This window comes from Streptomyces sp. 8L, assembly GCF_020176795.1.
Lineage (GTDB): Bacteria > Actinomycetota > Actinomycetes > Streptomycetales > Streptomycetaceae > Streptomyces.
Genome location: NZ_JAIUKE010000112.1, coordinates 1 through 26247, shown reverse-complemented (window position 1 = coordinate 26247; position 26247 = coordinate 1). Strand labels below are relative to the sequence as shown.

At 73.4% G+C, this 26247-nt stretch carries 24 protein-coding genes and 1 pseudogene; 17 read left to right on the top strand and 8 right to left on the bottom strand.

Translation table 11 applies throughout. The features are described 5' to 3' along the window. On the top strand, positions 1 to 804 hold an 804-nt coding region (locus LCE31_RS11555; RefSeq protein ID WP_225014102.1), incomplete at its 5' end, for a S1 family peptidase. Between the two features lie 120 nt (positions 805 to 924). Here LCE31_RS11555 and LCE31_RS11550 read toward each other — a convergent pair. The 4 genes from LCE31_RS11550 to LCE31_RS11535 all read right to left on the bottom strand — a co-directional run bounded on the left by LCE31_RS11550 (position 925) and on the right by LCE31_RS11535 (position 5140). Further along, positions 925 to 2052: a sensor histidine kinase gene (locus LCE31_RS11550; RefSeq protein WP_225014103.1), complete on the bottom strand. Its 1128-nt coding sequence runs from the start codon at positions 2050 to 2052 to the stop codon at positions 925 to 927. An 11-nt stretch (positions 2053 to 2063) separates the two neighbouring features. Beyond that, positions 2064 to 2894, bottom strand: a complete 831-nt coding sequence (locus tag LCE31_RS11545; RefSeq protein ID WP_225014101.1) for a response regulator transcription factor — start codon at positions 2892 to 2894, stop codon at positions 2064 to 2066. Positions 2895 to 3108: 214 nt separating this feature from the next. After that, entirely contained in the window at positions 3109 to 3801 is a 693-nt protein-coding gene (locus tag LCE31_RS11540) for an AraC family transcriptional regulator (RefSeq protein ID WP_225014100.1), read from the bottom strand. Positions 3802 to 3976: 175 nt separating this feature from the next. Further along, the gene (locus LCE31_RS11535; protein ID WP_225014099.1) at positions 3977 to 5140 is read right to left on the bottom strand and encodes a YihY/virulence factor BrkB family protein; all 1164 of its coding nucleotides are present in this window, start codon (positions 5138 to 5140) and stop codon (positions 3977 to 3979) included. A gap of 17 nt (positions 5141 to 5157) precedes the next feature. On the opposite strand from LCE31_RS11535, the gene LCE31_RS11530 reads away from it, so the two are divergent. From LCE31_RS11530 to LCE31_RS11470, 14 genes and pseudogenes are all read left to right on the top strand, one after another. Continuing rightward, the gene (locus LCE31_RS11530; protein ID WP_225014098.1) at positions 5158 to 6816 is read left to right on the top strand and encodes an acyl-CoA dehydrogenase family protein; all 1659 of its coding nucleotides are present in this window, start codon (positions 5158 to 5160) and stop codon (positions 6814 to 6816) included. Between the two features lie 334 nt (positions 6817 to 7150). Next, positions 7151 to 8443 (top strand): GAF domain-containing protein, encoded by a 1293-nt coding sequence (locus tag LCE31_RS11525; protein ID WP_225014097.1) that lies wholly within the window; start codon positions 7151 to 7153, stop codon positions 8441 to 8443. Beyond that, positions 8440 to 9027, top strand: a complete 588-nt coding sequence (locus tag LCE31_RS11520; protein WP_225014096.1) for a GNAT family N-acetyltransferase — start codon at positions 8440 to 8442, stop codon at positions 9025 to 9027. The genes LCE31_RS11525 and LCE31_RS11520 overlap by 4 nt, the downstream gene beginning before the upstream one ends. Positions 9028 to 9130: 103 nt before the next feature. Further along, positions 9131 to 9202 (top strand): annotated as a pseudogene (locus LCE31_RS41185) (putative leader peptide); the annotation flags it as partial. A gap of 119 nt (positions 9203 to 9321) precedes the next feature. Continuing rightward, a complete protein-coding gene (locus LCE31_RS11515) occupies positions 9322 to 11019 on the top strand; it encodes a nitrite/sulfite reductase (protein WP_225014095.1) in 1698 nt (565 codons plus the stop codon). Between the two features lie 73 nt (positions 11020 to 11092). Next, on the top strand, positions 11093 to 11269 hold the full coding sequence (locus LCE31_RS11510; protein WP_225014094.1) for a hypothetical protein: 177 nt from the start codon (positions 11093 to 11095) through the stop codon (positions 11267 to 11269). Then, on the top strand, positions 11266 to 11967 hold the full coding sequence (locus LCE31_RS11505) for a phosphoadenylyl-sulfate reductase (protein ID WP_225014093.1): 702 nt from the start codon (positions 11266 to 11268) through the stop codon (positions 11965 to 11967). The genes LCE31_RS11510 and LCE31_RS11505 overlap by 4 nt, the downstream gene beginning before the upstream one ends. A gap of 154 nt (positions 11968 to 12121) precedes the next feature. Further along, positions 12122 to 12667 carry an adenylyl-sulfate kinase gene (gene cysC / locus LCE31_RS11500; protein ID WP_225014092.1) on the top strand — a complete coding sequence of 182 codons (546 nt, stop codon included), beginning with the start codon at positions 12122 to 12124 and terminating at the stop codon, positions 12665 to 12667. Then, positions 12664 to 13602, top strand: coding sequence for a sulfate adenylyltransferase subunit CysD (gene cysD / locus LCE31_RS11495; RefSeq protein ID WP_225014091.1), 939 nt, complete (start codon positions 12664 to 12666; stop codon positions 13600 to 13602). The genes cysC and cysD overlap by 4 nt, the downstream gene beginning before the upstream one ends. Before the next feature lie 2 nt (positions 13603 to 13604). Beyond that, complete coding sequence (locus LCE31_RS11490; protein ID WP_225014090.1) at positions 13605 to 14951, top strand: sulfate adenylyltransferase subunit 1; 1347 nt, start codon at positions 13605 to 13607, stop codon at positions 14949 to 14951. A 245-nt stretch (positions 14952 to 15196) separates the two neighbouring features. Further along, positions 15197 to 16309: an aliphatic sulfonate ABC transporter substrate-binding protein gene (locus tag LCE31_RS11485; protein ID WP_225014089.1), complete on the top strand. Its 1113-nt coding sequence runs from the start codon at positions 15197 to 15199 to the stop codon at positions 16307 to 16309. Positions 16310 to 16395: 86 nt separating this feature from the next. Beyond that, positions 16396 to 17184 (top strand): ABC transporter ATP-binding protein, encoded by a 789-nt coding sequence (locus LCE31_RS11480; protein WP_225014088.1) that lies wholly within the window; start codon positions 16396 to 16398, stop codon positions 17182 to 17184. Next, positions 17171 to 18082: an ABC transporter permease gene (locus LCE31_RS11475; protein ID WP_225014087.1), complete on the top strand. Its 912-nt coding sequence runs from the start codon at positions 17171 to 17173 to the stop codon at positions 18080 to 18082. The genes LCE31_RS11480 and LCE31_RS11475 overlap by 14 nt, the downstream gene beginning before the upstream one ends. A gap of 5 nt (positions 18083 to 18087) precedes the next feature. Next, positions 18088 to 18915 (top strand): sirohydrochlorin chelatase, encoded by an 828-nt coding sequence (locus LCE31_RS11470; RefSeq protein ID WP_225014086.1) that lies wholly within the window; start codon positions 18088 to 18090, stop codon positions 18913 to 18915. A gap of 63 nt (positions 18916 to 18978) precedes the next feature. Here LCE31_RS11470 and LCE31_RS11465 read toward each other — a convergent pair whose 3' ends face one another. Together LCE31_RS11465 and LCE31_RS11460 are read right to left on the bottom strand one after the other, a co-directional pair. Beyond that, entirely contained in the window at positions 18979 to 20082 is a 1104-nt protein-coding gene (locus LCE31_RS11465) for a phenazine antibiotic biosynthesis protein (RefSeq protein ID WP_225014085.1), read from the bottom strand. Positions 20083 to 20129: 47 nt separating this feature from the next. Further along, a complete protein-coding gene (locus tag LCE31_RS11460; RefSeq protein WP_225014084.1) occupies positions 20130 to 21497 on the bottom strand; it encodes an aldehyde dehydrogenase family protein in 1368 nt (455 codons plus the stop codon). 219 nt (positions 21498 to 21716) lie between these two features. On the opposite strand from LCE31_RS11460, the gene LCE31_RS11455 reads away from it, so the two are divergent. Continuing rightward, a complete protein-coding gene (locus LCE31_RS11455; RefSeq protein ID WP_225014083.1) occupies positions 21717 to 22292 on the top strand; it encodes a TetR/AcrR family transcriptional regulator in 576 nt (191 codons plus the stop codon). 147 nt (positions 22293 to 22439) lie between these two features. Here LCE31_RS11455 and LCE31_RS11450 read toward each other — a convergent pair whose 3' ends face one another. Next, positions 22440 to 23456, bottom strand: a complete 1017-nt coding sequence (locus LCE31_RS11450) for a ketopantoate reductase family protein (RefSeq protein WP_225014082.1) — start codon at positions 23454 to 23456, stop codon at positions 22440 to 22442. Positions 23457 to 23811: 355 nt separating this feature from the next. On the opposite strand from LCE31_RS11450, the gene LCE31_RS11445 reads away from it, so the two are divergent. Beyond that, positions 23812 to 25314 (top strand): alkaline phosphatase family protein, encoded by a 1503-nt coding sequence (locus LCE31_RS11445; protein WP_225014081.1) that lies wholly within the window; start codon positions 23812 to 23814, stop codon positions 25312 to 25314. Between the two features lie 273 nt (positions 25315 to 25587). Here the strand turns inward: LCE31_RS11445 and LCE31_RS11440 are convergent, their stop codons facing one another. Beyond that, the gene (locus LCE31_RS11440) at positions 25588 to 26079 is read right to left on the bottom strand and encodes a potassium channel family protein (RefSeq protein ID WP_225014080.1); all 492 of its coding nucleotides are present in this window, start codon (positions 26077 to 26079) and stop codon (positions 25588 to 25590) included. Between the last annotated feature and the right edge of the window lie 168 nt (positions 26080 to 26247).

Genomic DNA, 26247 nt, shown 5'->3' with positions numbered 1-26247 from the left:
CAGCCCGCCCCCGTCGCGACGCCCTCCGCGACCGCGGCGGCGATCGCCGCCACGAGCAGCGCCGTCGACGAGTCGGCCGCGCCCGGCACCGCCTGGTACACGGACCCGGCGTCCGGCAAGGTCGTCGTCACGGTCGACAAGACCGTCTCGTCCGCCGAGGTCGCGAAGATCAAGAACGCCGTCCCCGACACCTCGAAGCTCGTCGTCAAGCACGCCACCGGCCAGTTCAAGCCGCTGGTCGCCGCCGGTGACGCCATCGAGAACTCCGAGTACCGCTGCTCCCTCGGCTTCAACGTCCGCAGCGGCAGCACCTACTACGCCCTGACCGCCGGCCACTGCACCGCCGAGGGCGGCACCAGCTGGACGTCCGGCAGCGGCGCCCAGCTGGGCACCACGGCGGACTCCCAGTTCCCGGGCAACGACTACGGCCTGATCAAGCTCAGCAAGGCCGCCACCGCCAACGACGGCCGGGTCGACCTGTACAACGGCTCGTACCAGGACATCACCTCGTCCGGCAACGCGACCGTGGGTGAGCGGGTCACCCGCAGCGGCTCCACCTCCGGCGTCCACACCGGTACGGTCCAGGCCGTCAACGCGACCGTCCGCTACGCGGAGGGCACGGTCTCCGGCCTCATCCAGACCAACGTCTGCGCCGAGCCCGGCGACAGCGGCGGCCCGCTGTTCGACGGCTCGAAGGCCCTCGGCCTGACGTCCGGCGGCAGCGGCGACTGCACCTCGGGCGGCACCACGTTCTTCCAGCCGGTCACGGAAGCGCTCAACGCGTACGGCCTGAGCGTCTTCTAGTCCGCTGATCCGCGGCGTTCCCTCGTACGCGGCGTCCTCCCGGCCACGCGGGGGCACGCGGTGCCCGTCCCTCGGGCCCCGCGTGCCCCCTGCGTACGACCACGGCCGAGGGCCCGGGCGCTACGCCCCCGTGGCGGTGGCGGTGACCGTCGGGAGCGTCACCTCGAAGCGGCAGCCGCCCGACACGTTCCGCACGGCGGCCCGGCCCTGGTGGGCCTCCACGATCCCCCGCACGATCGCGAGTCCGAGCCCCGCGCCGCCCGGAGGCGTACGTGCCTGAGTGCCGCGCCACCCGGTGTCGAAGACCCTCGGCAGGTCCTCGGCGGGGATGCCGCCGCAGCCGTCCGTGACCGAGAGCACCACGCTGTCGTCGCGCAGCTCCGCCGCGACGGCGACCGTGCCGTCGGCCGGGGTCCGGTGGATCGCGTTGACCAGGAGGTTGGCCAGAACCCTGGTCATCTCCTTGCCGTCCACCTCGACCGGGGCCGGATCGACCCGGTCGCCGATCAACCGCACGCCGTGTTCGCGGGCGAGCGGATCGGCCCCCGCGAGGGCCTCACCCACCAGGTCGTAGACGGACATGCGGGTCGGCGAGAGCGGCAGCGTCCCCGCGTGGATGGTGGACAGCTCGAACAGGTCGCCGACCATCGAGTTCAGCCGGTCCACCTCGGCCGTGATCTGCCGGAAGTACCGGGCGGGGTCCTGGACCACGCCGTCCTCCAGGGCCTCCGACATGGCGCGCAGCCCCGCCAGCGGGGTACGCAGGTCGTGCGAGATCCAGGCGACGAGTTCGCGCCGGGAGCTCTCCAGCGCCCGCTCGCGCTCGCGTGAACGCGCGAGGCGTTCGCTGGTGGCCGCGAGTTCGTCGCTGAGCGCGGTGAGCTCCGCGGTGGACGCGCCGTCCGGCGCGGCGAAACTGCCGCCCTCGCCGAACGAGCGTGCGGCGAGCGTGAGTTCGCGGCTGCGGGCGACGAACCAGCGGCCCAGGAGCAGCGCGGTCGCCATCGACACGACGGCGGCCATGGCGACCACGGTGGTGACGACCGACAGGTCGTGCGTGGAGAGGAACATCGCCTCCGCGACCGCGAGGGTGCCCGCCAGCATGGCCGTGACGGCGACCGCCGCGACGACGGTGATGCCGACGGCGACGCTGCGCCCGCGCAGTAGGCGCAGCGCGAGTGCCCCGAGCAGTCCGGCGGCGGCGGCCCCGCAGAACGCGTACGCGGCGATGACGAGCATGTCGGCGATCCCGTGCACGGTCAGCGCTCCGCTCGGCCGGCGCCGTGCGGGCCCGCGGTCGCGCCCGCCGTACCGGCCCCATGCGGGCCCGCGGTCGCGCCCGCCGTGCCGGCCCCGCCGGCCGCGTGGTCCTCGGACGGGTCCGCCTCGTCCCGCGGGTCCGCCTCGTCCGGTACGTCGAAGCGGTACCCCACGCCCCAGACCGTCCGGATCAGCCGGGGCCTCGCCGGGTCGTCCTCGATCTTGCCGCGCAGCCTGCGGACATGGACGGTGACGGTCGACAGGTCGCCGAACTCCCACCCCCACACGTCGTGCATCAGCTGCTCCCGGCCGAGGGCGACACCCGGGTGGCTCATGAGGTGGGCGAGCAGTTCGAACTCGCGCAGGGTCAGGGACAGCGCCCGGCCGTTCCTGGTGGCGCTGCGCGCGGAGCGGTCCAGGGTGAGGCCCGCGAGGCGGAGCGGGGGCTCGCTCGGGGGCGCCTGTTCGGCGTGGCCCCTGCGCAGCACGGACTCGACGCGCAGGACGAGCTCCCGGGGGCTGAACGGCTTGGTGACGTAGTCGTCCGCGCCGATCTCCAGGCCGAGGATGCGGTCGTCCTCGCCGCCGAGCGCGGTGAGCATGATCACCGGCACGGGGCCGCGCTCCCGCAGGCGGCGGCAGACGTCGAGGCCGTTCATGCCGGGGAGCATCAGATCGAGCACGACGAGCGCGGGCGCGTGGGCCTCGGCGAGACGCAGGGCCTCGGGGCCGTCACCTGCGCGGTCGACCCGGAACCCGGCACGTTCGAGGTAGGCGGTGACGACCTCGGCGACCGTCGGGTCGTCGTCGACGACGAGGATGGTGTGCATGGCTCCAGTGTCCCCGCCCGCGCGGCGCCGCCGGTCCTGGCGTGTCTTACGTCTCGGTGACGGAAACAAGCGCCGACGCGGAAGCACGGGCGGGTGCGGATACGGAAGCGCGCGCGGACGCGGAAGCACGGGCTGACGCGGATACGGAAGCGCGCGCCGGTGACGGGCCGGCCGGGGCCGGCGGGCGGTCCCGCCGCTCGGGCGCCCGGCCGCCTCACGGGAGGGACGCGGCGTAGCCGGTCAGGGTCAGGCCGGTCAAGGCGCGCATGTCGCGGGCCAGGTGCGCCTGGTCCGCGTATCCGGCGCGTACCGCGGCCCCGGCGAACGTGGCATCCGCCCGGACCAGCCCCAGGGCGCGCTGGAGGCGGAGGACCCTGGCGAGCGTCTTGGGGCCGTAGCCGAACCCGTCGAGGGCGCGCCGGTGCAGCTGCCGCGCGCCGAGCCCCACGGCGTCCGCGGTCGCCGCGACGGGGCAGCCGGCGGCGAGGCGGTCCGCGACGGCGCGCAGGAGCGGATCGGGCGCGGGCGACGCGGCGGCCAGGTCCAGCGCGACGGCCTCCAGCTCGGCGGCGGGGTCCGCGGCGGCCCGCAGCCGCCGCACGAACGGCCCGGCCCGGTGCCCCGACCACACGTCCGCGAGGGCCGGGCGCTGGTCGCGCAGCGCGTGGGCGGGCACACCGAGCAGTGCGGGAGCGGTGCCCGGCGGCATCCGTACGCCGACGCAGGCCTCACGTACGGGCGCGTCCGCGACATGGCCCCGGGTGTCGGGGCCCGCGACGGACAGCGCCCCGTCGATCCACAGCAGGTCCATGCAGCCGTCCGGCAGTACGGGCCTGGAGTCGCCCGGCCCGATCTCCCGGCGCCACACGACGGCACCCGGAAACCGCGAGGGACGCTCGCTGTACATGCGTCCAGTCTAGAGAGTCTCCCGGGGCCCTACAGTTCGCCCGGGACGGCGCGAGCGGACGCTCGGCCGCCGAGGGCGGTGCGGCCCGCTGCCGCCGCGAAAAGCCGCCGAAGGCCGCCCCACGGCGCGCAAGGCCGCCAAAGACCGCGCGAGACCGCCAAACGCCGTGTACGGCTCAGCCGTTGAAGTCGCCGCGGTCCCCCCGGTCGCGGTCCCGCTCCTTGTCCTTGTCCTTGTCCTGGGCGCGCAGGCGGCTCTTGAGGTCGTCGGGCGGCAGGAACCGCGACCAGCGCTCGGGGAACTCCGAGGGCATGTCGGGATCGCTCTCGTCCTGTGCCTGGGCCGAGGCCGCCGCCGCCCGCGAGATCAGCTCCGCGGACTGCGCCGAACGCAGCCGTTCGTTGGAGGCGCGGGCCGCCGCCGTGGCGAGGGACGGCCAGACGCGGTCGACCGCCGCGTTCACGGCCGCCCCCACCAGGACCGCGAAAGCGGACACACCGATCCACAGGAGCACCGCGATGGGCGCCGCGAGTGAGCCGTAGATGGTCGGGCCCTCGATCTGGCTGGTGACGTAGATCCGCAGCAGGAAACTGCCCAGAATCCACATGGCGAGGGCGATCAGCGCGCCCGGGACGTCCTCGATCCAGGGCGCTCTGACCGGCACGGACACGTGGTAGAGCGTGGTGAGGAAGGCGATCGACAGGACGATGACGACGGGCCAGTACAGGACGCTGACGACCTCGGTCCCCCACGGCAGCAGCGACACCAGCCGGTCCGGGCCGACCACGGCGAGCGGCAGCACGATCGCGCCGATCACGAGTCCTGCCAGGTACAGCAGGAACGAGAGGATGCGTGTCGCGACGATCCCGCGCCTGCCGTCGAGGCCGTACATCACGGTGATCGTGTCGACGAAGACGTTGACCGCGCGGGAGCCGGACCACAGGGAGATCGCGAAGCCGATGGAGACGATGTCGGGCCTGCCGCCCTCGGTGACGTCCTTGAGCAGCGGCTTGGCGATCTGGTTGACGCCCCGGTCCGACAGCACGGTCCCGACGGCCGTCAGGATGTTCTTGTCGATCGACGCCACCGTGTGGGTGTCGGTCCAGGCGTCGACGTAGCCGAGCAGACCGATCAGCGCCAGCAACAACGGCGGCAGCGACAGCAGCGTCCAGAACGCCGCTTCCGCCGCGAGCCCCAGAATCCGGTACTCCATGCAGGAGTTGACCGTGTCTTTGAGGAGATGCCAGGCCATCTTCCGCTTTGAGACATTGCGGTAGAGCACGCGGGCCCTGCGCAGCCGCCCGGATGGCGGCTCTGGTGTTTCTTTTGCTGCCTGCACCTACTTACCGTATCCGTATGGCACCCAGCACCCACACAGTGACCAACCAGGTTCCGCTCCTGGTGGGGTACGACGTCTTCGGCACGGACTCCGCACTGACCGAGGCAGTGGACCGGCACACCCCGCAGGACCTCCTGGGGGACGTGCGCGAGGAGCTCAGAACGCTCGGCCTCTCGGCGGGTTCCGCGCAGGCCCAGCAGTGGGCGGCTGAGGCGAACGAGAACCCTCCGAAGCTGCGTACGCACGACCGGTACGGCAACCGGATCGACGAGGTCGACTACCACCCCTCGTACCACCGGCTCCTCGGCCACGCCGTCTCCGCGGGGCTGACGGACGCGTGGGGCAGGCCCGCCGGGCACGTCAGGCGCGCCGCCGGGTTCCTCGTGTGGGCGCAGACCGACGCGGGGCACGGCTGCCCGGTGTCGATGACGCACGCGGCGGTGCCCGCGCTGCGCACCGACCCCGCGCTCGCCGCCGAGTGGGAACCGCGGCTGACGTCGCGGGCGTACGAGCCGGGGCTCGCGCCCGGCGGCCGGAAGCCGGGCGTGCTGTTCGGGATGGGCATGACGGAGAAGCAGGGCGGCAGCGACGTCCAGGCCAACACGACGGCGGCCCGGCCGCTGGACGCGGCGGGCGAGTACCTCCTCACCGGGCACAAGTGGTTCTGCTCCGCGCCGATGAGCGACGGCTTCCTGGTGCTCGCGCAGGCTCCCGGCGGGCTGACGTGCTTCCTGCTCGAGCGGGTCCTGCCGGACGGCACGCCCAACGTGTTCCGGCTCCAGCGCCTGAAGGACAAGCTGGGCAACCGGTCCAACGCGTCGGCCGAGGTGGAGTTCGAGGACACGTGGGCGCGCCGGGTCGGCGAGGAGGGCAGGGGGGTGCGCACCATCATCGAGATGGTGGCGGCCACCCGCCTCGACTGCGTGCTGGGCTCGGCGGCGGTGATGCGGCAGTCGGTCGCGCAGGCCGTCCATCACGCCGTCCACCGGCGGGCGTTCGGCGGGGAGCTGGGCGACAAGCCGCTGATGCGCAATGTCCTGGCCGATCTGGCCCTGGAGTCGGAGGCGGCCACGACGCTGGCGCTGCGCCTCGCGGCGGCGTACGACACGGCCTGTGCGGGCGAGGGTGAACTGGCCGCGCGGGAGCGGGCGTTCCTGCGGCTCGCGGTGCCGGTGGCCAAGTACTGGGTGACGAAGCGCTGTACGCCGCTCGCGGTCGAGGCGCTGGAATGCCTGGGCGGCAACGGCTACGTGGAGGAGTCCGGCATGCCGCGGCTGCTGCGGGAGTCGCCGCTCAACTCGATCTGGGAGGGCGCGGGCAACGTGCAGGCTCTCGACGTCCTGCGCGCGGTGCAGCGCGAGCCCGGGGCCCTCGACGCGTTCCTCGGGGAGCTCGGGCGGGCGCGGGGCGCGGACCACCGGCTGGACGGGGCGGTCAAGAACATGCTCACCGAACTCGGGGACCTGGAGGGCATCGAGGGCCGGGCCCGGCGGCTGGTGGAGCGGATGGCGCTGGTGCTCCAGGGGTCCCTGCTGGTGCGGTGGGCGCCGGCCCCGGTCGCGGACGCGTTCTGCGCCTCGCGGCTGGGCGGCGACTGGGGCGTCGCCTTCGGCACGCTGCCGGGCGGCCTCGACCTGGCGCCGGTGGTGAACCGGGCCCGGCCGCAGGCGGCTTGACGGGCTTTCGGCCGGGGCCCGCCTCCTGACGGCCCCTGCGGGCCTGCCTGGCGGCCTCCCGGCCCCGGGCCCGCGGGACTGTCGCCACGGGCCCCTCGGGCGGCCTCCGGGCCCCCTCACGGCCTGCGGGCCGGCACACCGAAACCAGGGGCGGTGCCGCGCCGACACGGCGCCGTCCCTGGCCTGTTCCCACTCTCTTACACGGAGTCAGGAGTACGCGAGAGTTGCACAACGTTGCAGCGTGGAAGTCGTCACGGGCCTTGCCGGGGCCCTCGGCCGAGAGTGCCGCGCGGAGCGCTTTCGGCCACTCCGCCACCGCCGCCGAGGGGGATCGATGAAGGACGTACCGCTCGATCTGGCCCGGCTCATGGCCCAGGACGGAGACCGGGCCATGAGCCTGCTGCGCCGGGTGCGGGACGCGGCGCTCGCCGGTGAACGCCCGCCGGTGGCGCCCCGGCCGGAGATCGGCGCGTCGTGGGAGCGGATGGCGGGCTTCGGGGTGCTCTCCGAGCGGCTGGGCGAGCGGGTCGCGGTGGGCCGGGCCGAACTGGAGCACCGCAGACGCGCCACGGCGCTCGCGGAGACGATGCCCACCGTCGGTGGCGCGTTGACGGACCTGGCGAACGCGTCGTCGCAGATGGTCGCGGTCACCGATGAGGAGGGCACGGTGCTGTGGCGCTCGGGCGACGGGGCGGTGCTGCGCGGGGCCGAGGCGATACGGCTGGAGGAGGGCGTGGTCTGGGCCGAGCACGCCACGGGCACCAACGCGATCGGCACGGCGCTCGCGACCCGCGCCCCGGTCCAGGTGCACGCGGCGGAGCACTTCGTCGGGGCGCTGCACACCTGGACCTGTGCGGCGGCTCCGGTGCGCGACCCGCGCGACGGGCGGCTGCTGGGCACGGTGGACGTGTCGGGTCCCGCGCGCGGCTTCCATCCGTCGACCCTGCCGCTGGTGACCTCGGTGGCGCGGCTCGCGGAGTCCGAACTGCGGGAGCGGCACCGGAAAGCGGTGGAGCGGCTGCGGTCGGTGGCGGCGCCGGTGCTGTGCCGGGTGACGGGGCGGGCGGTCGTGGTCGATCCGCACGGCTGGACCGCGGCGGTCACGGGGATGGCGCCGGTGGACCGGATCGCGTTGCCGAAGTCGTTTCGCGCGGGGCGCCTGTGGCATCCGGCGCTCGGCGGGTGCACGGTCGAGCCGCTGCCGGGCGGCTGGCTGCTCCGCCTGGACGGGGAGGGCGCGTCCGCGGATGCCGCGAGCCGGGTGGTGCTGGACGTGAGCGTGCCGCGCCGCCGCTCGCTGGTGGTGTCGGGTCCCGCGGGCAGCTGGCGGCAGGAGCTGAGCCCGCGCCACGCGGAGCTGCTGTACGTGCTGGCGGTGCACCGGTCGGGGCGCAGCGCGGCCCAGCTCGCGGGGGACGTGTTCGGCGACGCGACGCGCACGGTGACGGTGCGGGCGGAGATGTCGCGGATGCGCCGCCATCTGTCGGGGGTGCTCGACCACCGGCCCTACCGCTTCCGTGAGGAGGTCGAGGTGGAGCTGGTGGCCCCGGCGGACCTGGCGGACCTGCTGCCGCACTCGACCGCGCCCGCGGTGCTGGGGGCGCGGCGTGATTGCCTTGCGCCATGAGCACGATCACCGTGACCACCTGGTCCCTGCGGCAGACGTCCCCCGCCGACCTGCGCCCGGCGCGGGGGCCCGTGGCCGGTGTGCGGATCGTCCGGGCCGAGGTGCCGTCGCCCGAGTTCAGCCGGTTCCTGTACACGGCGGTCGGCGGCGACGTGCGGTGGACGGACCGGCTCGGGCTCGGGTACGAGCAGTGGGCGGCGCTGCTCGCGGCGCTGGTCGTGGAGACGTGGGTCGCGTACGAGAACGGCACTCCGGCGGGGTACGCGGAGCTCGCGGCGGGGGCGGACGGGGCGGTGGAGATCGTCTACTTCGGGCTGCTGCCGGCGTTCCGGGGCCGGCGCATCGGGGGGCATCTGCTCACCTGCGCGACGGCGCGCGCCTGGGACCTGGGCGAACGGTGGCCGGAGCTGTCCGCGACGCGGACGGTATGGCTGCACACCTGCTCGAAGGACGGGCCGCACGCGATGGGCAACTATCTGCGGCGGGGGTTCACGGTGTTCGACACGAAAGTCGGGCAGGAGCCCGACGTACTGTCCCCCGGGCCCTGGCCAGGGGCCCTCTCGCGGCCTCTGAACCAACCATGACCAAGGATCGTCGTCTCATTCGGCGAGATACTTTCGTCCGCATGACGGACAATGGTGGACTCGCCGGATTGCGCCGTGAAACGCTTTCGTCATGTCTGATGCTGGTATTGCTCTGGTGAGTCGGCGGCACGTCGATCTCTGCCGCATGTCCAGCGCCATCTGTTCGGTGAGCTGAGCCTCCCAGCACTCCCCGTTTTCGAGCTCCACGCCTGTACCCAGCGGCGCAGCGCAGCGCCTGCGTGTACCCGTGCGGCCGTGAGCCGCCCTCCCGCAGTCCCGAAGGACGTAATCACCATGGCCGCCATGCCGGAAAACTCCGAACCCGCACGCCCGCGCCGCAAGGTGAGCCGCCACCGCGGGGAGGGCCAGTGGGCCAAGGGGCACTTCACTCCGCTCAACCCCAACGAGCAGAGCAAGAAGGATGACGACGGTCTCAATGTGCGGACACGCATTGAGACGATCTACTCGCGCGCGGGCTTCGACTCGATCGACCCCGCCGACCTCCGCGGCCGGATGCGCTGGTGGGGGCTGTACACGCAGCGCAAGCCCGGGATCGACGGCGGCAAGACCGCGATCCTGGAGCCCGAGGAGCTGGACGACCGCTACTTCATGATGCGGGTCAGGATCGACGGCGGGCGGCTCACCACCGAGCAGCTCCGCGTCATCGGCGGCATCTCCGAGGAGTTCGCCCGCGGCACCGCGGACATCACCGACCGGCAGAACATCCAGCTGCACTGGATCGACATCGAGAACGTGCCGGAGATCTGGCGGCGCCTCGAAGGGGTCGGCCTGTCCACGACCGAGGCCTGCGGCGACGTGCCCCGCGTGATCATCGGCTCCCCGGTGGCCGGCATCGCCGAGGACGAGATCATCGACGGCACGCCCGCGATCGACGAGATCACCGAGAAGTACATCGGCTCCAAGGAGTTCTCGAACCTCCCCCGCAAGTTCAAGACCGCGATCTCCGGCTCGCCCGTCCTCGACGTGGTGCACGAGATCAACGACATCGCCTTCGTCGGCGTCGAGCACCCCGAGCACGGCCCCGGCTTCGACCTGTGGGTCGGCGGCGGCCTGTCCACCAACCCGAAGATCGGGGTGCGCCTCGGCGCCTGGGTGCCGCTCGGCGAGGTGCACGAGGTGTGGGCCGGCGTCGTCGGGATCTTCCGCGACTACGGCTACCGGCGGCTGCGCACCCGCGCCCGCCTGAAGTTCCTGGTGGCCGACTGGGGCCCGGAGGAGTTCCGGCGGGTCCTCCAGGACGAGTACCTCGAGCGCGAGCTCATCGACGGCCCCCCGCCCGCCGAGCCCGTCTCCCGGTGGCGCGACCACCTCGGTGTGCACCGGCAGCAGGACGGCCGGTTCTACGTGGGCTTCGCCCCGCGCGTGGGCCGGGTCGACGGGCCGACCCTGACGAAGCTCGCCGACCTGGCCGCCGCGCACGGCTCGGACCGGCTGCGCACGACCGTCGAGCAGAAGATGCTCATCCTCGACGTGGCCGAGGACCGGGTGGAGTCGCTGGTCGAGGGACTCGCGGCGCTCGGCCTCCAGGCCCGGCCCTCGCCGTTCCGGCGCGGGGTGATGGCCTGCACCGGTATCGAGTTCTGCAAGCTCGCGATCGTGGAGACGAAGCAGCGCGGCGCCGACCTCATCGACGAACTGGAGCGCAGGCTCCCGGACTTCGACGAGCCGATCAGCATCAACCTGAACGGCTGCCCCAACGCGTGCGCCCGTATCCAGGTCGCGGACATCGGACTCAAGGGCCAGCTCGTGCTGGACGGCGAGGGCAACCAGGTGGAGGGCTTCCAGGTGCACCTGGGCGGCGCGCTCGGCCTGCGGGCCGGCTTCGGCCGCAAGGTCCGGGGCCTGAAGGTCACCGCCGAGGAGCTGCCGGACTACGTCGAGCGCGTCCTGACCCGCTTCCAGAAGGAGCGCGAGGACGGTGAGCGCTTCGCGGCCTGGGCCGCGCGGGCCGGCGAGGAGGCGCTGTCGTGAGGACCGCCACCGCGTCCCCGGGGGCAGCCGCCCGCCCGGCCCTGCCGTCCTCCCCGCCGCCGCGGAGTCCGCGATGACCGAACGCGCCGCACCCTTCTACTGCCCCTACTGCGGTGACGAGGATCTCCGCCCGAGCGAACAGCGCCACGGAGCCTGGGAGTGCGCGGCCTGCAACCGGGCCTTCCACCTCACGTTCCTCGGGCTCCTGGCCCGCGGAGCGCCACGGAGTGACGGAGGGGAAGAGATATGAGCAGTCCGACCGGCACCGAGGACCTGCGGGCGCTCGCCGAGCGCGCGGGGCGCGACCTGGAGGACGCGTCCGCGCAGGAGATCATGGCCTGGGCGGCCAGGGCCTTCGGCAGGCGCCTGTGCGTGACGTCCTCGATGGAGGACGCCGTCGTCGCCCATCTCGCGTCCACGGCCCTGCCCGGCGTCGACGTGGTGTTCCTCGACACCGGCTACCACTTCCCCGAGACGATCGGCACCAGGGACGCGGTGGACGCGGTGATGGACGTGAACGTCATCACGCTCACGCCGCGGCAGAGCGTCGCGGAACAGGACGCCGAGTACGGGCCGAGGCTCCACGACCGCGACCCCGACCTGTGCTGCGCGCTGCGCAAGGTCGCGCCGCTGAACGAGGGCCTCGCCGGATACGACGCGTGGGCCACCGGGCTGCGCCGCGACGAGTCGCCCACCCGGGCCGGCACCCCCGTGGTCGCCTTCGACGAGAAGCGCGGCAAGGTGAAGATCAGCCCGATCGCGCGGTGGTCACAGGAAGACGTGGAACAGTACGCGGCAGAGCACGGGGTCCTCACCAACCCGCTGCTCATGGACGGCTACGGGTCGGTCGGCTGCGCGCCGTGCACCCGTCGGCTGCTGGCGGGCGAGGACGCACGCGCCGGACGCTGGGCGGGACTCGGCAAGACGGAATGCGGCATCCACGCATGACCGTTGACCGCGCCACCGCGGGGCACGCGGCCGGCCCGGCGGCCGGTCACACCGTACGCGGCACGGACGCGACCGGCGGCGGCGCCGACACGAGCCCGACACCCCCGACAACCCCGATAACTTCGACAACTTCGACGACACCCAGGAGAACGAGTTGAGCGTGACGGACCAGGGCGCCACGGTCTGGCTCACCGGGCTGCCCAGCGCGGGCAAGACGACCATCGCGCGGGAGCTCGCCGGGCAGCTGCGGGCCCAGGGGCACCGCGTCGAGGTGCTGGACGGCGACGAGATCCGGGAGTTCCTCTCCGCGGGCCTCGGCTTCAGCCGCGAGGACCGGCACACCAATGTGCAGCGCATCGGGTTCGTCGCGGAACTGCTCGCGTCCCAGGGCGTGAAGGCGCTCGTCCCGGTCATCGCGCCGTACGCGGACAGCCGCGAGGCCGTGCGCAAGCGGCACGCGGCCGAGGCCACCGCCTACCTGGAGGTGCATGTCGCGACACCCGTCGAGGTGTGCAGCGTCCGGGACGTCAAGGGCCTGTACGCGAAGCAGGCGGCCGGCGAGATCTCGGGACTGACCGGCGTGGACGACCCCTACGAGGAGCCCACGGCGCCCGACCTGCGGATCGAGTCGCACACCCAGTCCGTGCAGGAGTCAGCGGCGGCGCTGCACGCGCTGCTCACCGAAAGGGGTCTCGCGTGACCACGACCGTCAAGGGCGCTGGGGAGGGCACCGACGCGCCGTACGCGCTCAGCCACCTGGACGCGCTGGAGTCGGAGGCGGTGCACATCTTCCGCGAGGTGGCGGGCGAGTTCGAGCGGCCGGTGATCCTCTTCTCCGGCGGCAAGGACTCGATCGTGATGCTGCACCTGGCGCTGAAGGCGTTCACGCCCGCGCCGGTGCCGTTCTCGCTGCTGCACGTCGACACAGGGCACAACTTCCCCGAGGTGCTGGCGTTCCGGGACCGGGTCGTCGCCGAGCACGGGCTGCGGCTCCATGTCGCCTCCGTACAGGAGTACATCGACGCGGGCACACTGCGCGAGCGCCCCGACGGCACCCGCAACCCGCTCCAGACCGTGCCGTTGACGGAGCGCATCCAGTCCGAGCGGTTCGACGCGGTGTTCGGCGGCGGCCGGCGCGACGAGGAGAAGGCCCGCGCCAAGGAGCGGGTGTTCTCGCTGCGGGACGAGTTCTCGCAGTGGGACCCGCGCCGCCAGCGCCCCGAGCTGTGGCAGCTGTACAACGGGCGGCACGCGCCGGGCGAGCACGTGCGGGTCTTCCCGATCTCCAACTGGACCGAGCTGGACGTGTGGCAGTACATCGCCCGCGAGGAGATCGCCCTGCCGGAGATCTACTTCGCACACGAGCGCGAGGTGTTCAACCGGAGCGGGATGTGGCTGACCGCGGGCGGCTGGGGCGGCCCGCGGCAGGGCGAGCGGGTGGAGAAGCGCACGGTGCGCTACCGCACGGTCGGCGACATGTCCTGCACCGGCGCCGTCGACTCGGACGCGGCGACGCTGGACGCCGTGATCGCCGAGATCGCCACCGCGCGGCTCACCGAGCGGGGCGCGACCCGCGCCGACGACAAGCTGTCCGAGGCGGCCATGGAAGACCGCAAGCGCGAGGGGTACTTCTAACCATGACCACTGCCACCGAGCAGTTCGCGGAGGGGCTGTCGGCGACGACGCTGCTGCGCTTCGCCACCGCGGGCTCCGTGGACGACGGCAAGTCCACCCTCGTGGGCCGGCTGCTGCACGACTCGAAGTCCGTCCTGGCCGACCAGTTGGAGGCCGTGGAGCACGCCTCGCGCAGCCGCGGCCAGGAGGCGCCCGACCTGGCTCTGCTGACGGACGGCCTGCGGGCCGAGCGCGAGCAGGGCATCACCATCGACGTGGCGTACCGCTACTTCGCCACCGCCAGGCGGCGGTTCATCCTCGCCGACACCCCGGGGCACGTGCAGTACACGCGCAACATGGTGACCGGCGCGTCCACCGCGGAGCTGGCCGTCGTCCTGGTCGACGCGCGCAACGGCGTGGTGGAGCAGACCCGCAGGCACGCGGCGGTCGCCGCGCTGTTGCGGGTGCCGCACGTGGTGCTGGCCGTCAACAAGATGGACCTGGTCGACTACGCGGAACCGGTGTTCGCACGGATCGCCTCCGCGTTCACCTCGTACGCCGAGTCGCTGGGCGTACCCGAGGTGACGGCGATCCCGATCTCCGCGCTCGCCGGGGACAACGTCGTGGAGCCGTCCGCGCACATGGACTGGTACGGCGGCCCGACGGTGCTCGAACACCTGGAGTCCGTGCCGGCCGGCCACGACCTCGCCGACTGCCCGGCCCGCTTCCCCGTGCAGTACGTGATCAGGCCGCAGTCGCCGAGCCATCCCGACTACCGCGGCTACGCGGGCCAGATCGCGTCCGGTGTGCTGCGGGTGGGCGACGCGGTGACGGTGCTGCCCTCCGGCAGGACATCGACCGTCGAGGGCATCGACGCCCTCGGCGAGAGCGTGTCGGTGGCGTGGGCGCCGCAGTCCGTGACGGTGCGGCTCGCGGACGACATCGACGTGTCGCGCGGCGACCTGATCGCCCCGGCCGCGACGGCGCCCGCCACGACGCGGGACATCGAGGCGACGGTGTGCCATGTGGCGGACCGTCCGCTGACGGTGGGTCAGCGAGTGCTCGTGAAGCACACCACACGCACGGTGAAGGCGATCGTGAAGGACATCCCGTCGCGGCTGACGCTCGCGGACCTGTCCCAGCACCCCGCGCCGGGGCAGCTCGTCGCGAACGACATCGGCCGCGTCGTGGTGCGTACGGCCGAGCCGCTGGCGCTCGACGCGTACGCCGACTGCCGCCGTACGGGCTCGTTCCTGCTGATCGACCCGGCGGACGGCACCACGCTGACGGCGGGCATGGCCGGCAGCGCGTTCGCCGAGAAGGCCGCGGAGACGGCTGAGGCGGCGGAGGACGAGGGCTGGGACTTCTGATGTGCGAACGGGCGCGGGACGTCTACGGGACGTTCGCGAAGGAGGGCGGCCGGGTGGGCAGCGGCGCGCTCGGAGCCGGCACCGGCGGTGTGGCGCGATGTGTGCGATGACGTACGCGCACCGCTCGCGCGCCCACACCCCCCACGTGCCCGCTCCGCACCGACCTCCATCCGCCGACGTACCGGACACGCCCCCGTGATCACGCGGGACGCGCTCTCCGGGTCACCGAGAGGACCAGCCTCCCGATGTCCGTTCTCCGTACCTCCGCACGCCGACGCCTGGCCGTCGTCACGGCCCTGCCGCTCGCCGCGCTGCTGATCACCTCCTGCGGCTACGGCTCCAAGGCCGACAAGAGCGCCGCCTCGCCCGCGGCGTCCACCGGCGGGAAGAAGCTCTCCGCCGACCAGGTCAGGATCGGGTACTTCCCGAACCTGACCCACGCCACCGCCCTGGTCGGCGTCCAGCGCGGCATCTTCCAGAAGGACCTGGGCGGCACCCAGGTCAAGGGCACGACGTTCAACGCGGGCCCGTCCGAGGTCGAGGCGCTCAACGCGGGCAGCATCGACATCGGCTTCATCGGCCCCTCCCCCGCCATCAACGCCTACACCCAGTCCGGCGGCAAGAGCCTCAAGATCATCGGCGGTTCGGCCTCCGGCGGCGTCAAGCTGGTCGTCAACCCGAAGAAGGTCAAGTCGGTGGACGACCTCAAGGGCAAGAAGATAGCGACGCCGCAGCTCGGCAACACGCAGGACGTCGCCTTCCTCAACTGGCTGAACAGCAAGGGCTGGAAGGTCGATCCGCAGTCCGGCAAGGGCGCGGTGTCGGTCGTCCGCGAGGACAACAGTGTGACCGTGGACGCCTTCAGGACCGGGGCGATCGACGGCGCCTGGGTGCCCGAACCCACCGCCTCGCAGCTGCTCGGCGAGGGCGGCAAGACGCTCATCGACGAGTCGAGCCTGTGGCCGGGCAAGAAGTTCGTGATCACCAACATCGTGGTGTCGCAGTCCTTCCTCAAGGCGCACCCGGACGTCGTGCAGGCCGTGCTCAAGGGCTCCGTCGACACCAACAAGTGGATCAACGCCAACCCGGACCAGGCGAAGGCGTCCGCGAACGACGCGCTCAAGTCGCTGTCCGGCAAGGCCCTCAAGCCGAGCGTCCTCGACTCGGCCTGGCCGTCGATCAGGATCACCGACGACCCGCTGGCGGCCACGCTCCAGGCGGAGGCGGACCACGCCGTCTCGGCGGGCCTCCTCAAGAAGCCCGACCTCAAGGGCATCTACGACCTGGACCCGCTGAACAAGGTGCTCACGTCCGAGGGGCGGCCGACCGTGTCGGACGCCGGCCTCGGCGCGAAGTGACCCCGCTCGGAACGCTGCACGAGTAGCGGTACCCGTCAACCCGTCCCCATTCCGCACGCCACGAACGCTCCCAGGAGGTGACGACCATGGCGTCCTCGCTCGTCAAGGCCGCCGACGAGACCCCGGCGGTGGAGCACGCCGCCCGGATCGACCATGTCTCGAAGGCATTCGGCACGGCCGCAGGCCGCCAGCTCGTCCTGGACGACATCACCCTCGATGTCGCCCCCGGCGAGTTCGTCACACTCCTGGGGGCGTCCGGCTGCGGCAAGTCGACGCTGCTCGGGCTCGTGGCGGGGCTCGACGAGCCCACGGCGGGCACGATCAGCACCGGCGGCAGGCCGGCCCTGATGTTCCAGGAGCACGCCCTCTTCCCGTGGCTGACCGCCGGCAAGAACATCGAGCTGGCGCTCCGGCTGCGGGGCGTCCCGCGGCCGGCGCGGCGCGGCGAGGCGGAGCGGCTGCTCGAACTGGTCCGGCTGAAGGGCGCGTACGGCAAGCGCGTGCACGAGCTGTCCGGCGGGATGCGCCAGCGTGTCGCGCTGGCCAGGGCACTGGCGCAGGACAGCAGACTGCTGCTGATGGACGAGCCGTTCGCCGCGCTCGACGCCATCACCCGGGACGTGCTGCACGACGAACTGACCCGGATCTGGCGCGAGACGGACGTGTCCGTCCTGTTCGTCACGCACAACGTGCGCGAGGCGGTGCGGCTCGCGCAGCGGGTCGTCCTGCTCTCCTCGCGCCCCGGCAGGGTGGCGCGGGAGTGGCAGGTCGACATCCCGCAGCCGCGCCGCATCGAGGACCCGGCCGTCGCCGCGCTGTCCGTCGAGATCACCGAACAACTCCGTGGGGAGATCCGCCGCCATGGCCAGCACTGACACGACGCCGCCGGACGCCGCCGAGGGCGCGCCGGACGCCCGGCAGGACCTGGCGGGGCTCGAAGCGGGCCTGGACGCGCTGGAGACCTCGGGCCCCGCCCGGGTGCCGCTGCGGCGCACCCTGGTCGCGAAGGTGCTGCCACCGGTGACCGCGATCGTGCTGGTGCTGGTGGTGTGGGAGCTGCTGGTGCTCGCGCACGTCGCGCCCAGCTACAAGCTGCCCTCGCCCGGTGCCGTGTGGGGCGAGGTGACGGACGCCTGGGAGCAGGGCACCCTGCTCGGCTACATCTGGACGAGTGTGGAGCGGGGCCTGCTCGGCTTCCTGCTCGCGCTGGTGATCGGCACGCCGCTCGGCCTGGTGGTGGCCCGCGTCAAGCCGGTGCGGGCGGCGATCGGCCCGATCCTCTCGGGCCTCCAGTCGCTGCCGTCGGTGGCGTGGGTGCCGCCCGCGGTCATCTGGCTGGGGCTGAACGACCGGATGATGTACGCGGTGATCCTGCTGGGCGCGGTCCCGTCGATCGCGAACGGCCTGGTCTCCGGGGTGGACCAGGTGCCGCCCCTGTACCTGCGGGCCGGGCGGACGCTGGGCGCGACGGGGCTGCGGGGCACGTGGCACATCGTGATGCCGGCCGCGCTGCCCGGCTATCTGGCAGGCTTGAAGCAGGGCTGGGCGTTCTCCTGGCGGTCGCTGATGGCCGCGGAGATCATCGCGTCCTCCCCCGATCTCGGCATCGGCCTCGGCCAGCTGCTGGAGAACGGCCGCACCAACAGCAGCATGTCCATGGTGTTCCTGGCGATCTTCCTGATCCTGATCGTCGGTGTCGCGGTGGACCTGCTGGTCTTCAGTCCGCTGGAGCGGTGGGTGCTCCGCAGCCGCGGCCTCGTCACCAAGAGTTGATCCGCATGCACGACGTACGTCCCGTCCTGCTCGTCATCGCCCACGGCAGCCGCGATCCGCGGCACGCGGCGACCGTCCACGCGCTCGCCGAGCGCGTCAGGTCGCAGCGGCCGGGGCTCCGGGTGGAGACGGGCTTCCTCGACTTCAACGCGCCGTCGGTGCCCGGGCTGCTGGACCGGCTCGCGGCGCAGGCGCGCGAGGACGGCGTGGTGCGCGAGGTGGTGGCGGTGCCGCTGCTGCTGACGCGCGCCTTCCACGCCAAGGCGGACATCCCGGCCGTGCTGGGCGAGGCGTCCGCGCGCCATCCGCTGCTGCGGCTCCGGCAGGCGCCCGTGCTCGGGCCCTCGCCGCTGCTGCTGCGGGCGCTGGACCGGCGCCCCCCCGAGGCCGGGCTGCGGCCGGCCGACCGCCCGTCGACCGGGGTCGTCCTCGCGTCCGCGGGCTCCACCGACCCGGAGGCGGGCGCGGTGATCGGCGGCATCGCGCGGGAGTGGCGGCGCGCCGGCTGGTGCGCTGTGCGGCCCGCGTTCGCCTCCGCGGCGCTCCCCCGTACCGAGGACGCGGTGCGGGAGCTGCGGGCGGCGGGGGCACGGCGGGTGGCCGTGGCGCCGTACGTGATCGCGCCGGGCCGGCTGCCCGACCGGATCGCCGCAGGAGCGGCGGCGGCGGGCGCCGATGTCCTGGCGGACGTGCTGGGCCCGGCGCCGGAGGTGGCCGACCTGCTGTTGGCGCGGTACGCGGAGGCCGCGGCGCTGTTCGCCGCGGAGCCCTTCGCGGCCCGCGCGCGCGGCGGCGGCCGGCCTGACCGGGTGCCCGCGCCGCGCTCGGCCTGACAGCGCGCGCCGCGCGCCAGGTCCCACCGCTGCGCGCGACGCGGTGGGACCCGCGGTGGCGGATCAGTACACGCCCTCGATGACGGTGTGCTCGCCGAACGTGGGCAGCGGGCCGACCTCGCCGACCGAGTCGCCCACGGCGCCCGCCGGCGGTTCGACCCGTACGGCCGTGTCGCGTTCGAGGTTGTTGGGCAGCAGGAACGACGCACTCACGTGGTTCATCACGACCTGGCCGCGCTCGCCGTACGCCACCGGCATGCCGGTGTCCGGGTCGATCACGCGGAAGGTGGTGAACGGGGTCTGCGGGTCGAAGACGCACGGGTCGTCGGGGCCCGTGCCGACGCGCTCCGGGGCGCCCCCGGCGATCATGGTGCTTCCGTAGACGCCGAGCAGCGGTATCCCCGGCCACACTTCGCCGCGCAGCAGAGCGCGGGTGTCCTCGTTCATGTGGGCGCCGCCCCACATGATGCCCTTGACCCAGTCGCCGACGAGTTCGGTGAGTTCGTCGTCGGTGGCGAACGCCTCGAGCAGCGGCGGCGTGCTCATCACGCCGCCGATCCGCTGCCCGCGCAGGACGTGCCGGGACTGCTCAAGGAGGTGGGCGACGTACGCCGAGACCTCGTCGGGGCGCTCCGCGCCGGCGAGCCGCTTCACCCAGCGGGGGTCGAAGTCGACGCTGTAGGCGATGCCCCCGCGGGCCTGGATCACCCGGCCGACCAGGTTGCCGACCATGTGCGGCCCGGTGGGGCAGAGCATCAGCCAGTCCACGTCCCGGGGGACGCCGGCCGCGTCGAGTTCGGCGCCGAGGAAGTCGGCGTTCTGGTCGGCCCAGTGCTGGAGGAGGGGGACCCGTTTGGGGGCGCCGGTCGTCCCGCCGCTCTCGAAGACCCCGACGACGGGGGTGCTCGGACCGAACCCCTGCGGGATCAGGTCCCGTGCGGCGACGTCGCGGAGTTCGTCGGTGACGTTGGGGAAGAGGGCCAGGTCGTCCACGGTCTTGACGTCCGCGCGCGGGTCGAAGCCGAGGGTCGCGGCGCGCCTGAGCCAGAACGGCGACCCCGTCTCGGGGCCGAAGTGCCAGGCCATGGCGGCCCTGATGAACTCGTCGGGGTCGCGCGGCCGGCCGACGGGCAGATCGAGGATGGGGACGCCTGAGGATACGGACACGTCATCTCCTGCTCGGGAGTGGGGGGTTGGCCGGGGTGGTCGGTGGGTCAGCCGCGCGCGAGCGCCTTGGAGCGCATCAGGAACGAGCTGAGGTAGTCGTCGTGCGGGACGCCGGGGGCCATCCAGTGCGTGGGGCGGTCACCGATGTAGAGGTTCCTGATGTCGGGGTCCGCGTACAGCTCGTCCAGCAGGTCCTCGTCGGAGGTGAGCGCCGTGAGGACGAGGCTGCCGGTGAGGGCGCGCGCGCCGGCCTGACGGGTCCAGGGCGCCACCCATACGCAGGGGAAGGGCAGTTCGACGCCGGTCTGGGGGGCCGCAGGGTCGTCGAGTTCGAAGACTGCGGGGCGCAGCACGGCGCTGCCGTCGCCGAGGTCGTCCACGACGCCGTCGCCTCCGAGGTGGGCGCGGGCGCCCCGGGCGCGGTCGAGCAGGTGCCGCTCGATGGCGCGCGCGCCAGCGAGCGGATGGACGGGGAGCACCGCCTTCTCGTGGTGCGGCGGCAGGCTGGGGATCGTGGCGAGGCGCTCGGCGAGGGCCGCGGCGAGCGGCGCGGGGTCGCCCTCCACGAAGACGGCGGTGGCGTTGACGCAGGCGGTTCCGCCATGCCGGGCCACGGAGTCGACGATCACGTCGATGTGCTCGCGCCAGTCCGTATCGGCGGTGATGAGGATCTTGGAGCGGCCGGGGCCGTTGGGCAGCACGGTCGGGTCGTCGGCGTACTTGTCGATGACCTCCTGGCCGCCGTACACCATGCTCAGGTCGGCCGAGAGCAGGATCTGGCCGGCCGTGGCGTGGTCGGTCGGCAGCAGGGCGACGCCGTCGTCGCCGAAGCCGGCCTCACGCAGGGCGGAGACCAGCCGGAACGGGGTGAGCGGCTCGCGGCGCGACGGCCGCACGGCGACCCGGAAGCCCAGGGCCACGGCTTCGAGCCACAGCGCGTGCACGCCCGGGTGGTTGCCCGCCGCGTGCACGGCGAAGACCTCGCCGCGCCGGACCCAGCCGCCCGAGCCGCCCCGGACGGGGGCGTCGCGCCAGTCCAGGGCCGCGCCGTTCGGGCGGCCCGCCTGTGCGCTGGTGTACGCCTCGGCCGCGGCGGTCCTGATCGCGTCAACCGCGGAGCTCACATTGGCGAGTGGGGTGCCGGACAGCCGGCAGACCGTGTCCCGGTACTCGGCCGCGGTCATCCCGGCGACCGTGCCGTCCGCGAACATCTCGCCCGCCCGCTCGAGGGCGGGGAGCCTGAGGTCCAGCGGGAGGGGCCTGGCGCGCCCGAGCGCCTTCATCGTCCGCTTGACGTACAGGCTTGGCACGAGGCTGAGTTCGGCCACCGTCTGCCCGTACACGTCGGTCACGTCGGCGCGGTCTCGGGTGCGGAACGGGCCGGCCGGGCCCAGGGCGTCGAGTTGCGTGATCATGCCGCTCCTGTGGGGAGGAAGGGACACCACCATGGGCCACTGATCGGGCACTTGGCGTCACACCCACGGTGACTTTCCTTTACGATCATGTCAAGTAAAGCCATGGCAAGCTATTCTCGTCCGATGCGGCGAACGGCTGGAAACACACCCTCGCGGGGCGCGGCGGCGAGTGACGCGCGGTCCGCGACCCGGGGGCCCGGCAGACCGCGGGACCCATCCGTGGAGACCGCGATACTGAGGGCGACGGTCGCCAGGCTGGCGGCCGACGGCTACTCGCGCATGACCATCGGAGACATCGCCGCCGACGCGGGAGTCACCCGTCCCACCGTGTACAGGCGGTGGGCGAACAAGCGCCAACTGGTCATGGAAGCGCTGGACTTCAGCTTCCAGCAGGACGAGGCGGAACAGCCCACGGACCACATCGACGCACTGGGACCGGTCGCCGCGCTCAAGGAGGCGCTGCGCCTCGTGGACCCGCGCGGGCTGCACGGCCGCGGCCTGAAGATCGTCGGGAACGCGCTGGTGGAGGCGGAACGCGAGCCCGATCTGCTCGAACTCGTCCGCCGCCACGCGGTGGAGCCGCGGACGCGGGTACTCGGCAGGACCCTGCGGCGGCTGGACGACGAGGGGCTGCTGCGCCCCGGACTCGATCTCGGCACGCTGGCCGACCTGTGCCTGGGCAGCTACTACTCGGCCTACCTCAGGAGCGCGGACACACCGACCGACCTGCCCGACCGGGTGGTGGACACGCTGTGGCCGCTGATCGCGGCGCCCGGCGCGGCGGCGGACACCTGACGGACAGCGGCCGGTGCCGGTGTCCCCCGGGAGCCGGCCCCGACGCCCCGCCGACCGCAGGCCGATGGCGCGTTCGCGTCGGGGCGTGCGGGCCGGGCGGCACGCCGGGGGCGCCGCACCGGCGGGGGATGTGCGCCCGGCCGGCGGTCAGGACCCGGCCGCGTCCGGCGCCGCCGCCTTCTCCACGCGCCCCCGCCGTTCGGCGGCGGGCAGCGAACCGGCCGGGCGGTGCTCGGCGGCGTAGGCGTCGGCCAGCCGCTGGAGGGTCTCGTTGACCGGGGTGGCCACCCCGTGCACCCGGCCGAGCAGGACGATCTCGCCGTTCAGGTAGTCCGTCTCGATCGTGCCGGTACCGCGGGTGAGGGACTGCCAGGACGAACCGCCGCCGCGGCCTGAGCCGGTGGCCTGGTCGAGGTGGATGAGGGCGCGCGCCTCGTCCTGCTCCGCCTGTGTCGCACAGTCGATCCCGGCGGCGGCCAGCACCGCCCAGCCCTCGGCGAGGGCACGCCGGTAGACCACCTCGGCGTCCGCGTCCGCGAGTCCGGACAGCGCCTCGACCGCGTTGGCGAGGTTGGAGAGCAGCTTGGCGTACTTCCACCGCATCGCGTCGGCCACGACGGGGGCGAGCAGCCGCGCGCCCTCCAGGTCCGCGCCGATGGACCGCGCGGTGTCGTCCGTGCCCGAGGGGTAGCGGCCGAAGTGCAGGATGCCGGTGTACGGGGTGCTCGGCGCGAGCACCGCGCCCGGCCCGGTCAGGGTGGCGGGCAGCCAGACGCACATCGCGTACACCCGCCGAAAGAGGCGCAGGGCGAGGCGCTCGCTCTCCACGCCGTTCTGCGCGCACACCAGGGGCAGCCGCTCCCCCGCAGTGCCGCCGCCCTGGACCGGCCGGCCCGCCCAGGCGGTCAGCGCCGCCCGGCTGTCCTGGGTCTTGACCGCGAGGACCAGCACGTCGTCCGGGCGCAGCGCGACGCCGTCCGGCTCCTCGGCGACGGGGACGGTGTGCACCCGTGTCCCCTCGGGCGTGGTGAGGGCAAGGCCCTTCTCGCGCAGCGCCTCGTGGTGGCGGCCGCGGGCGACGAGGACGACGTCCGTGCCGGCCTCCGCGAGCCGGCCCCCGATGCTGCCGCCGACGGCGCCCGCCCCGATGATGATGTACCGCATGCCGGTCCCTCCGCTGTCCGCCGGTGTGTGAGCCGGGCCCTTCCCCGGGACCCGGTGGCCGCCATCCTGCCAGGCGGGGCGTGCGCGGCGCGGCACCCGCCGGGGACGGCGGCGGGCGCGCGCGTCGAAGGCCCGGCGTCCGGCGGCGGGTGCGCGTCGGGGCCGCACCGGTCCGGCAGGCGGACGCCGGACCAACCCCGGGTGTACCAGAGCGCGTTGCCGGCCTGCCCGGTCATCTCTTCGGCAGCTGTTCCTGTCCTGTCCATGCCGTGCACCGCGGGGCCGCCACCCGGTGCCGCGAGTCTTTCCTGGCCCCAGAAGCCGGCTCATCGCCGAGTTGAGAGGACCCCAGGACATGAACGACGAAGCTGCGGAGCCGAGTACGACCCCCCGCTCCGGCCCGACCCGGCGCAGACTCCTCGGTTCCGCCGCCACGGTCGGCGCGCTCGCCGCCGTGGACGCCGCGCTGCCGAGCAACGTACGCAAGGCGGTCGCCGCCGGTGCCACCAAGGGCGGCAAACTCTCGGACATCAAGCACGTGGTGCTGCTGATGCAGGAGAACCGCTCGTTCGACCACTACTTCGGCACGCTCTCCGGCGTACGCGGCTTCAGCGACAGGACGGCCGTGAAGCTGCCGAACGGCGACCCGGTGTTCAAGCAGCCCGACCCGAACGGCGCGCAGGGCTACATGCTGCCCTTCCACCTGGAGACGAAGACCACGTCGGCCCAGGCCATCCCGTCCACCAGCCACGCGTGGGAGGTGCAGCACGCGGCCTGGAACGGCGGCAAGATGGACAACTGGCTGCCGGCCCACCGCGCCGCCGACGGCAACACCAACGGCCCCTACACGATGGGCTACTACACCCGCGAGGACATCCCCTTCCAGTACGCGCTCGCCGAGAACTTCACGCTGCTCGACAACTACCACTGCTCGGTGCTCGGCCCGACCCACCCGAACCGCTACATGTGGATGAGCGGCACCGTCGACCCGAACGGCCGGCACGGCGGCCCCGCGCTCGACAACGGCGCGGCGGCGGGCACGTACTCCTGGACGACGTATCCGGAGCGGCTGCTCAAGGCCGGTGTGAGCTTCAAGTTCTACCACTCGAACCCGGACGGCACGGGCGTCGACCAGATCCACCACATGGCGCAGTACATGGCGCTCGCGCCCGACTCCGAGCTGTACCGGCGGACCGTGGCGACGTCGCCGCTCGGCCAGTTCCAGTACGACGCGATGAACGACAGCCTCCCGACGGTCAGCTGGATGTTCCCGCCCGGCGGCCTGGACGAGCACCCGGCCAACCTGCCTGCCGCGGGCGCCCAGTTCGTGGCGAGCATCGTGGACGCGATCGCCGCGAACCCGGACGTGTGGGCGAAGACCGCGTTCATCCTCTCCTACGACGAGAACGACGGGCTCTTCGACCACGTCGTTCCGCCGACCCCGCCGGCCGGCACCGCCGACGAGATCGTCACCAAGACCTCCCCGACCGGGGTCGAGGGCGCCGGGCTGCCGGTCGGCCTCGGCTTCCGGGTGCCCTGCATCATCGTGTCGCCGTGGACGGTGGGCGGCTGGGTCAGCTCCGAGGTGGCGGACCACACCTCGCAGCTGCGCCTGCTGGAGCGGGTCACGGGCGTCAGGGAGCCCAACATCAGCGCGTGGCGCCGGCACACGGTGGGCGACCTGACGTCGGCCTTCCGCTTCCGCGACACCACCAGGAGGTTCCCCGCGCTGCCGGACACGAGCGGCCAGTACAACCTGGCGCAGTACGAGGTCAGCCAGCTGCCCAAGCCGGCGACCCCGCCGACCAGGCAGACCATGCCGCGCCAGGAGCCCGGTACGCGCCCGCACGTGTCCTGACCCTTCGGGGCCCCGCACACGCACGGAGCGCGCGCCTGCCGCGCGCACAGGACACGCCGGAGGGGGGGCGCGAGTCACGTCCTCGCGGGGCCCCTCCCTCCTGCCGCCCGCGCACGGCACCGAGAAGACGATCACGGGAAGGTGCGGCGAGCTGTCTCCACCTTATTGCACATGATGCGCAAGTGCATCCCAGTGGCACGAGAATCCCCGGGCGGGTCGGCGCCCGTCTCGGACGGGGTCCGCACCAGGCCGCCGGGGCCGGGCGCGCCGCGGTCACGGCCTGGGGCCCCGCCCCTCCCGTACAAGCTCCTCCAGCCGGTCGAAGCGGCGGTGCAGCGCCTCGACGTCGGCCGACGCGTCGGCGCGCCCGGCGTGTCCCGCACGCCGCAGCAGCGCACCCGCCTCCTTCAGCTCGTGCACCGCGCCGCCGACGAACCAGGTGGCGAGCGCGGCCGTCAGGATGCCGAACAGCGCGATGCCGACGAACATCACCACGCACGCGATGACCCGGCCCCAGAGCGTGACCGGGTACATGTCGCCGTAGCCGACCGTCGTGGCCGTCTCCAGCGACCACCACAGGGCGCGGGGGAAGGAGGTGATGGTGGCCTTCGGCGCGCCCCGCTCCGCGGGCACCACCAGCCAGGACCCGATGAGCAGCACCCCGAGCGTGATCAGCGACGCCCACAGGGAGGCCCGCACATGCGTGCCGCGGCGGCGGGCCCCGGCCAGCCAGCGGGTCAGGGCGGCGAGGATGGACGGCTGCATGCGGAACCCTCCTGGACGGACCGGACATGTCCGTCGAAGCTACCCGCACGCGGGGCCGCGGACAGCGCGGCGGGGGGGGGGGGGGGGGGGGGGGGGGGGGGGGGGGGGGGGGGGGGGGGGGGGCCCCCCGCCCCGGGGGGGGGCGGGGCCCCCCCCCGCCCCCCCGCC

Coding starts and splice junctions, on each gene's coding strand:
- LCE31_RS11545 (WP_225014101.1), bottom strand. CDS start 2,894: ATGCACACCATCCTCGTCGTCGACGACGACCCGACGGTCGCCGAGGTC.
- LCE31_RS11540 (WP_225014100.1), bottom strand. CDS start 3,801: ATGTACAGCGAGCGTCCCTCGCGGTTTCCGGGTGCCGTCGTGTGGCGC.
- LCE31_RS11530 (WP_225014098.1), top strand. CDS start 5,158: ATGGCACCCAGCACCCACACAGTGACCAACCAGGTTCCGCTCCTGGTG.
- LCE31_RS11525 (WP_225014097.1), top strand. CDS start 7,151: ATGAAGGACGTACCGCTCGATCTGGCCCGGCTCATGGCCCAGGACGGA.
- LCE31_RS11520 (WP_225014096.1), top strand. CDS start 8,440: ATGAGCACGATCACCGTGACCACCTGGTCCCTGCGGCAGACGTCCCCC.
- LCE31_RS11515 (WP_225014095.1), top strand. CDS start 9,322: ATGGCCGCCATGCCGGAAAACTCCGAACCCGCACGCCCGCGCCGCAAG.
- LCE31_RS11510 (WP_225014094.1), top strand. CDS start 11,093: ATGACCGAACGCGCCGCACCCTTCTACTGCCCCTACTGCGGTGACGAG.
- LCE31_RS11505 (WP_225014093.1), top strand. CDS start 11,266: ATGAGCAGTCCGACCGGCACCGAGGACCTGCGGGCGCTCGCCGAGCGC.
- LCE31_RS11490 (WP_225014090.1), top strand. CDS start 13,605: ATGACCACTGCCACCGAGCAGTTCGCGGAGGGGCTGTCGGCGACGACG.
- LCE31_RS11485 (WP_225014089.1), top strand. CDS start 15,197: ATGTCCGTTCTCCGTACCTCCGCACGCCGACGCCTGGCCGTCGTCACG.
- LCE31_RS11480 (WP_225014088.1), top strand. CDS start 16,396: ATGGCGTCCTCGCTCGTCAAGGCCGCCGACGAGACCCCGGCGGTGGAG.
- LCE31_RS11475 (WP_225014087.1), top strand. CDS start 17,171: ATGGCCAGCACTGACACGACGCCGCCGGACGCCGCCGAGGGCGCGCCG.
- LCE31_RS11470 (WP_225014086.1), top strand. CDS start 18,088: ATGCACGACGTACGTCCCGTCCTGCTCGTCATCGCCCACGGCAGCCGC.
- LCE31_RS11460 (WP_225014084.1), bottom strand. CDS start 21,497: ATGATCACGCAACTCGACGCCCTGGGCCCGGCCGGCCCGTTCCGCACC.
- LCE31_RS11450 (WP_225014082.1), bottom strand. CDS start 23,456: ATGCGGTACATCATCATCGGGGCGGGCGCCGTCGGCGGCAGCATCGGG.
- LCE31_RS11445 (WP_225014081.1), top strand. CDS start 23,812: ATGAACGACGAAGCTGCGGAGCCGAGTACGACCCCCCGCTCCGGCCCG.
- LCE31_RS11440 (WP_225014080.1), bottom strand. CDS start 26,079: ATGCAGCCGTCCATCCTCGCCGCCCTGACCCGCTGGCTGGCCGGGGCC.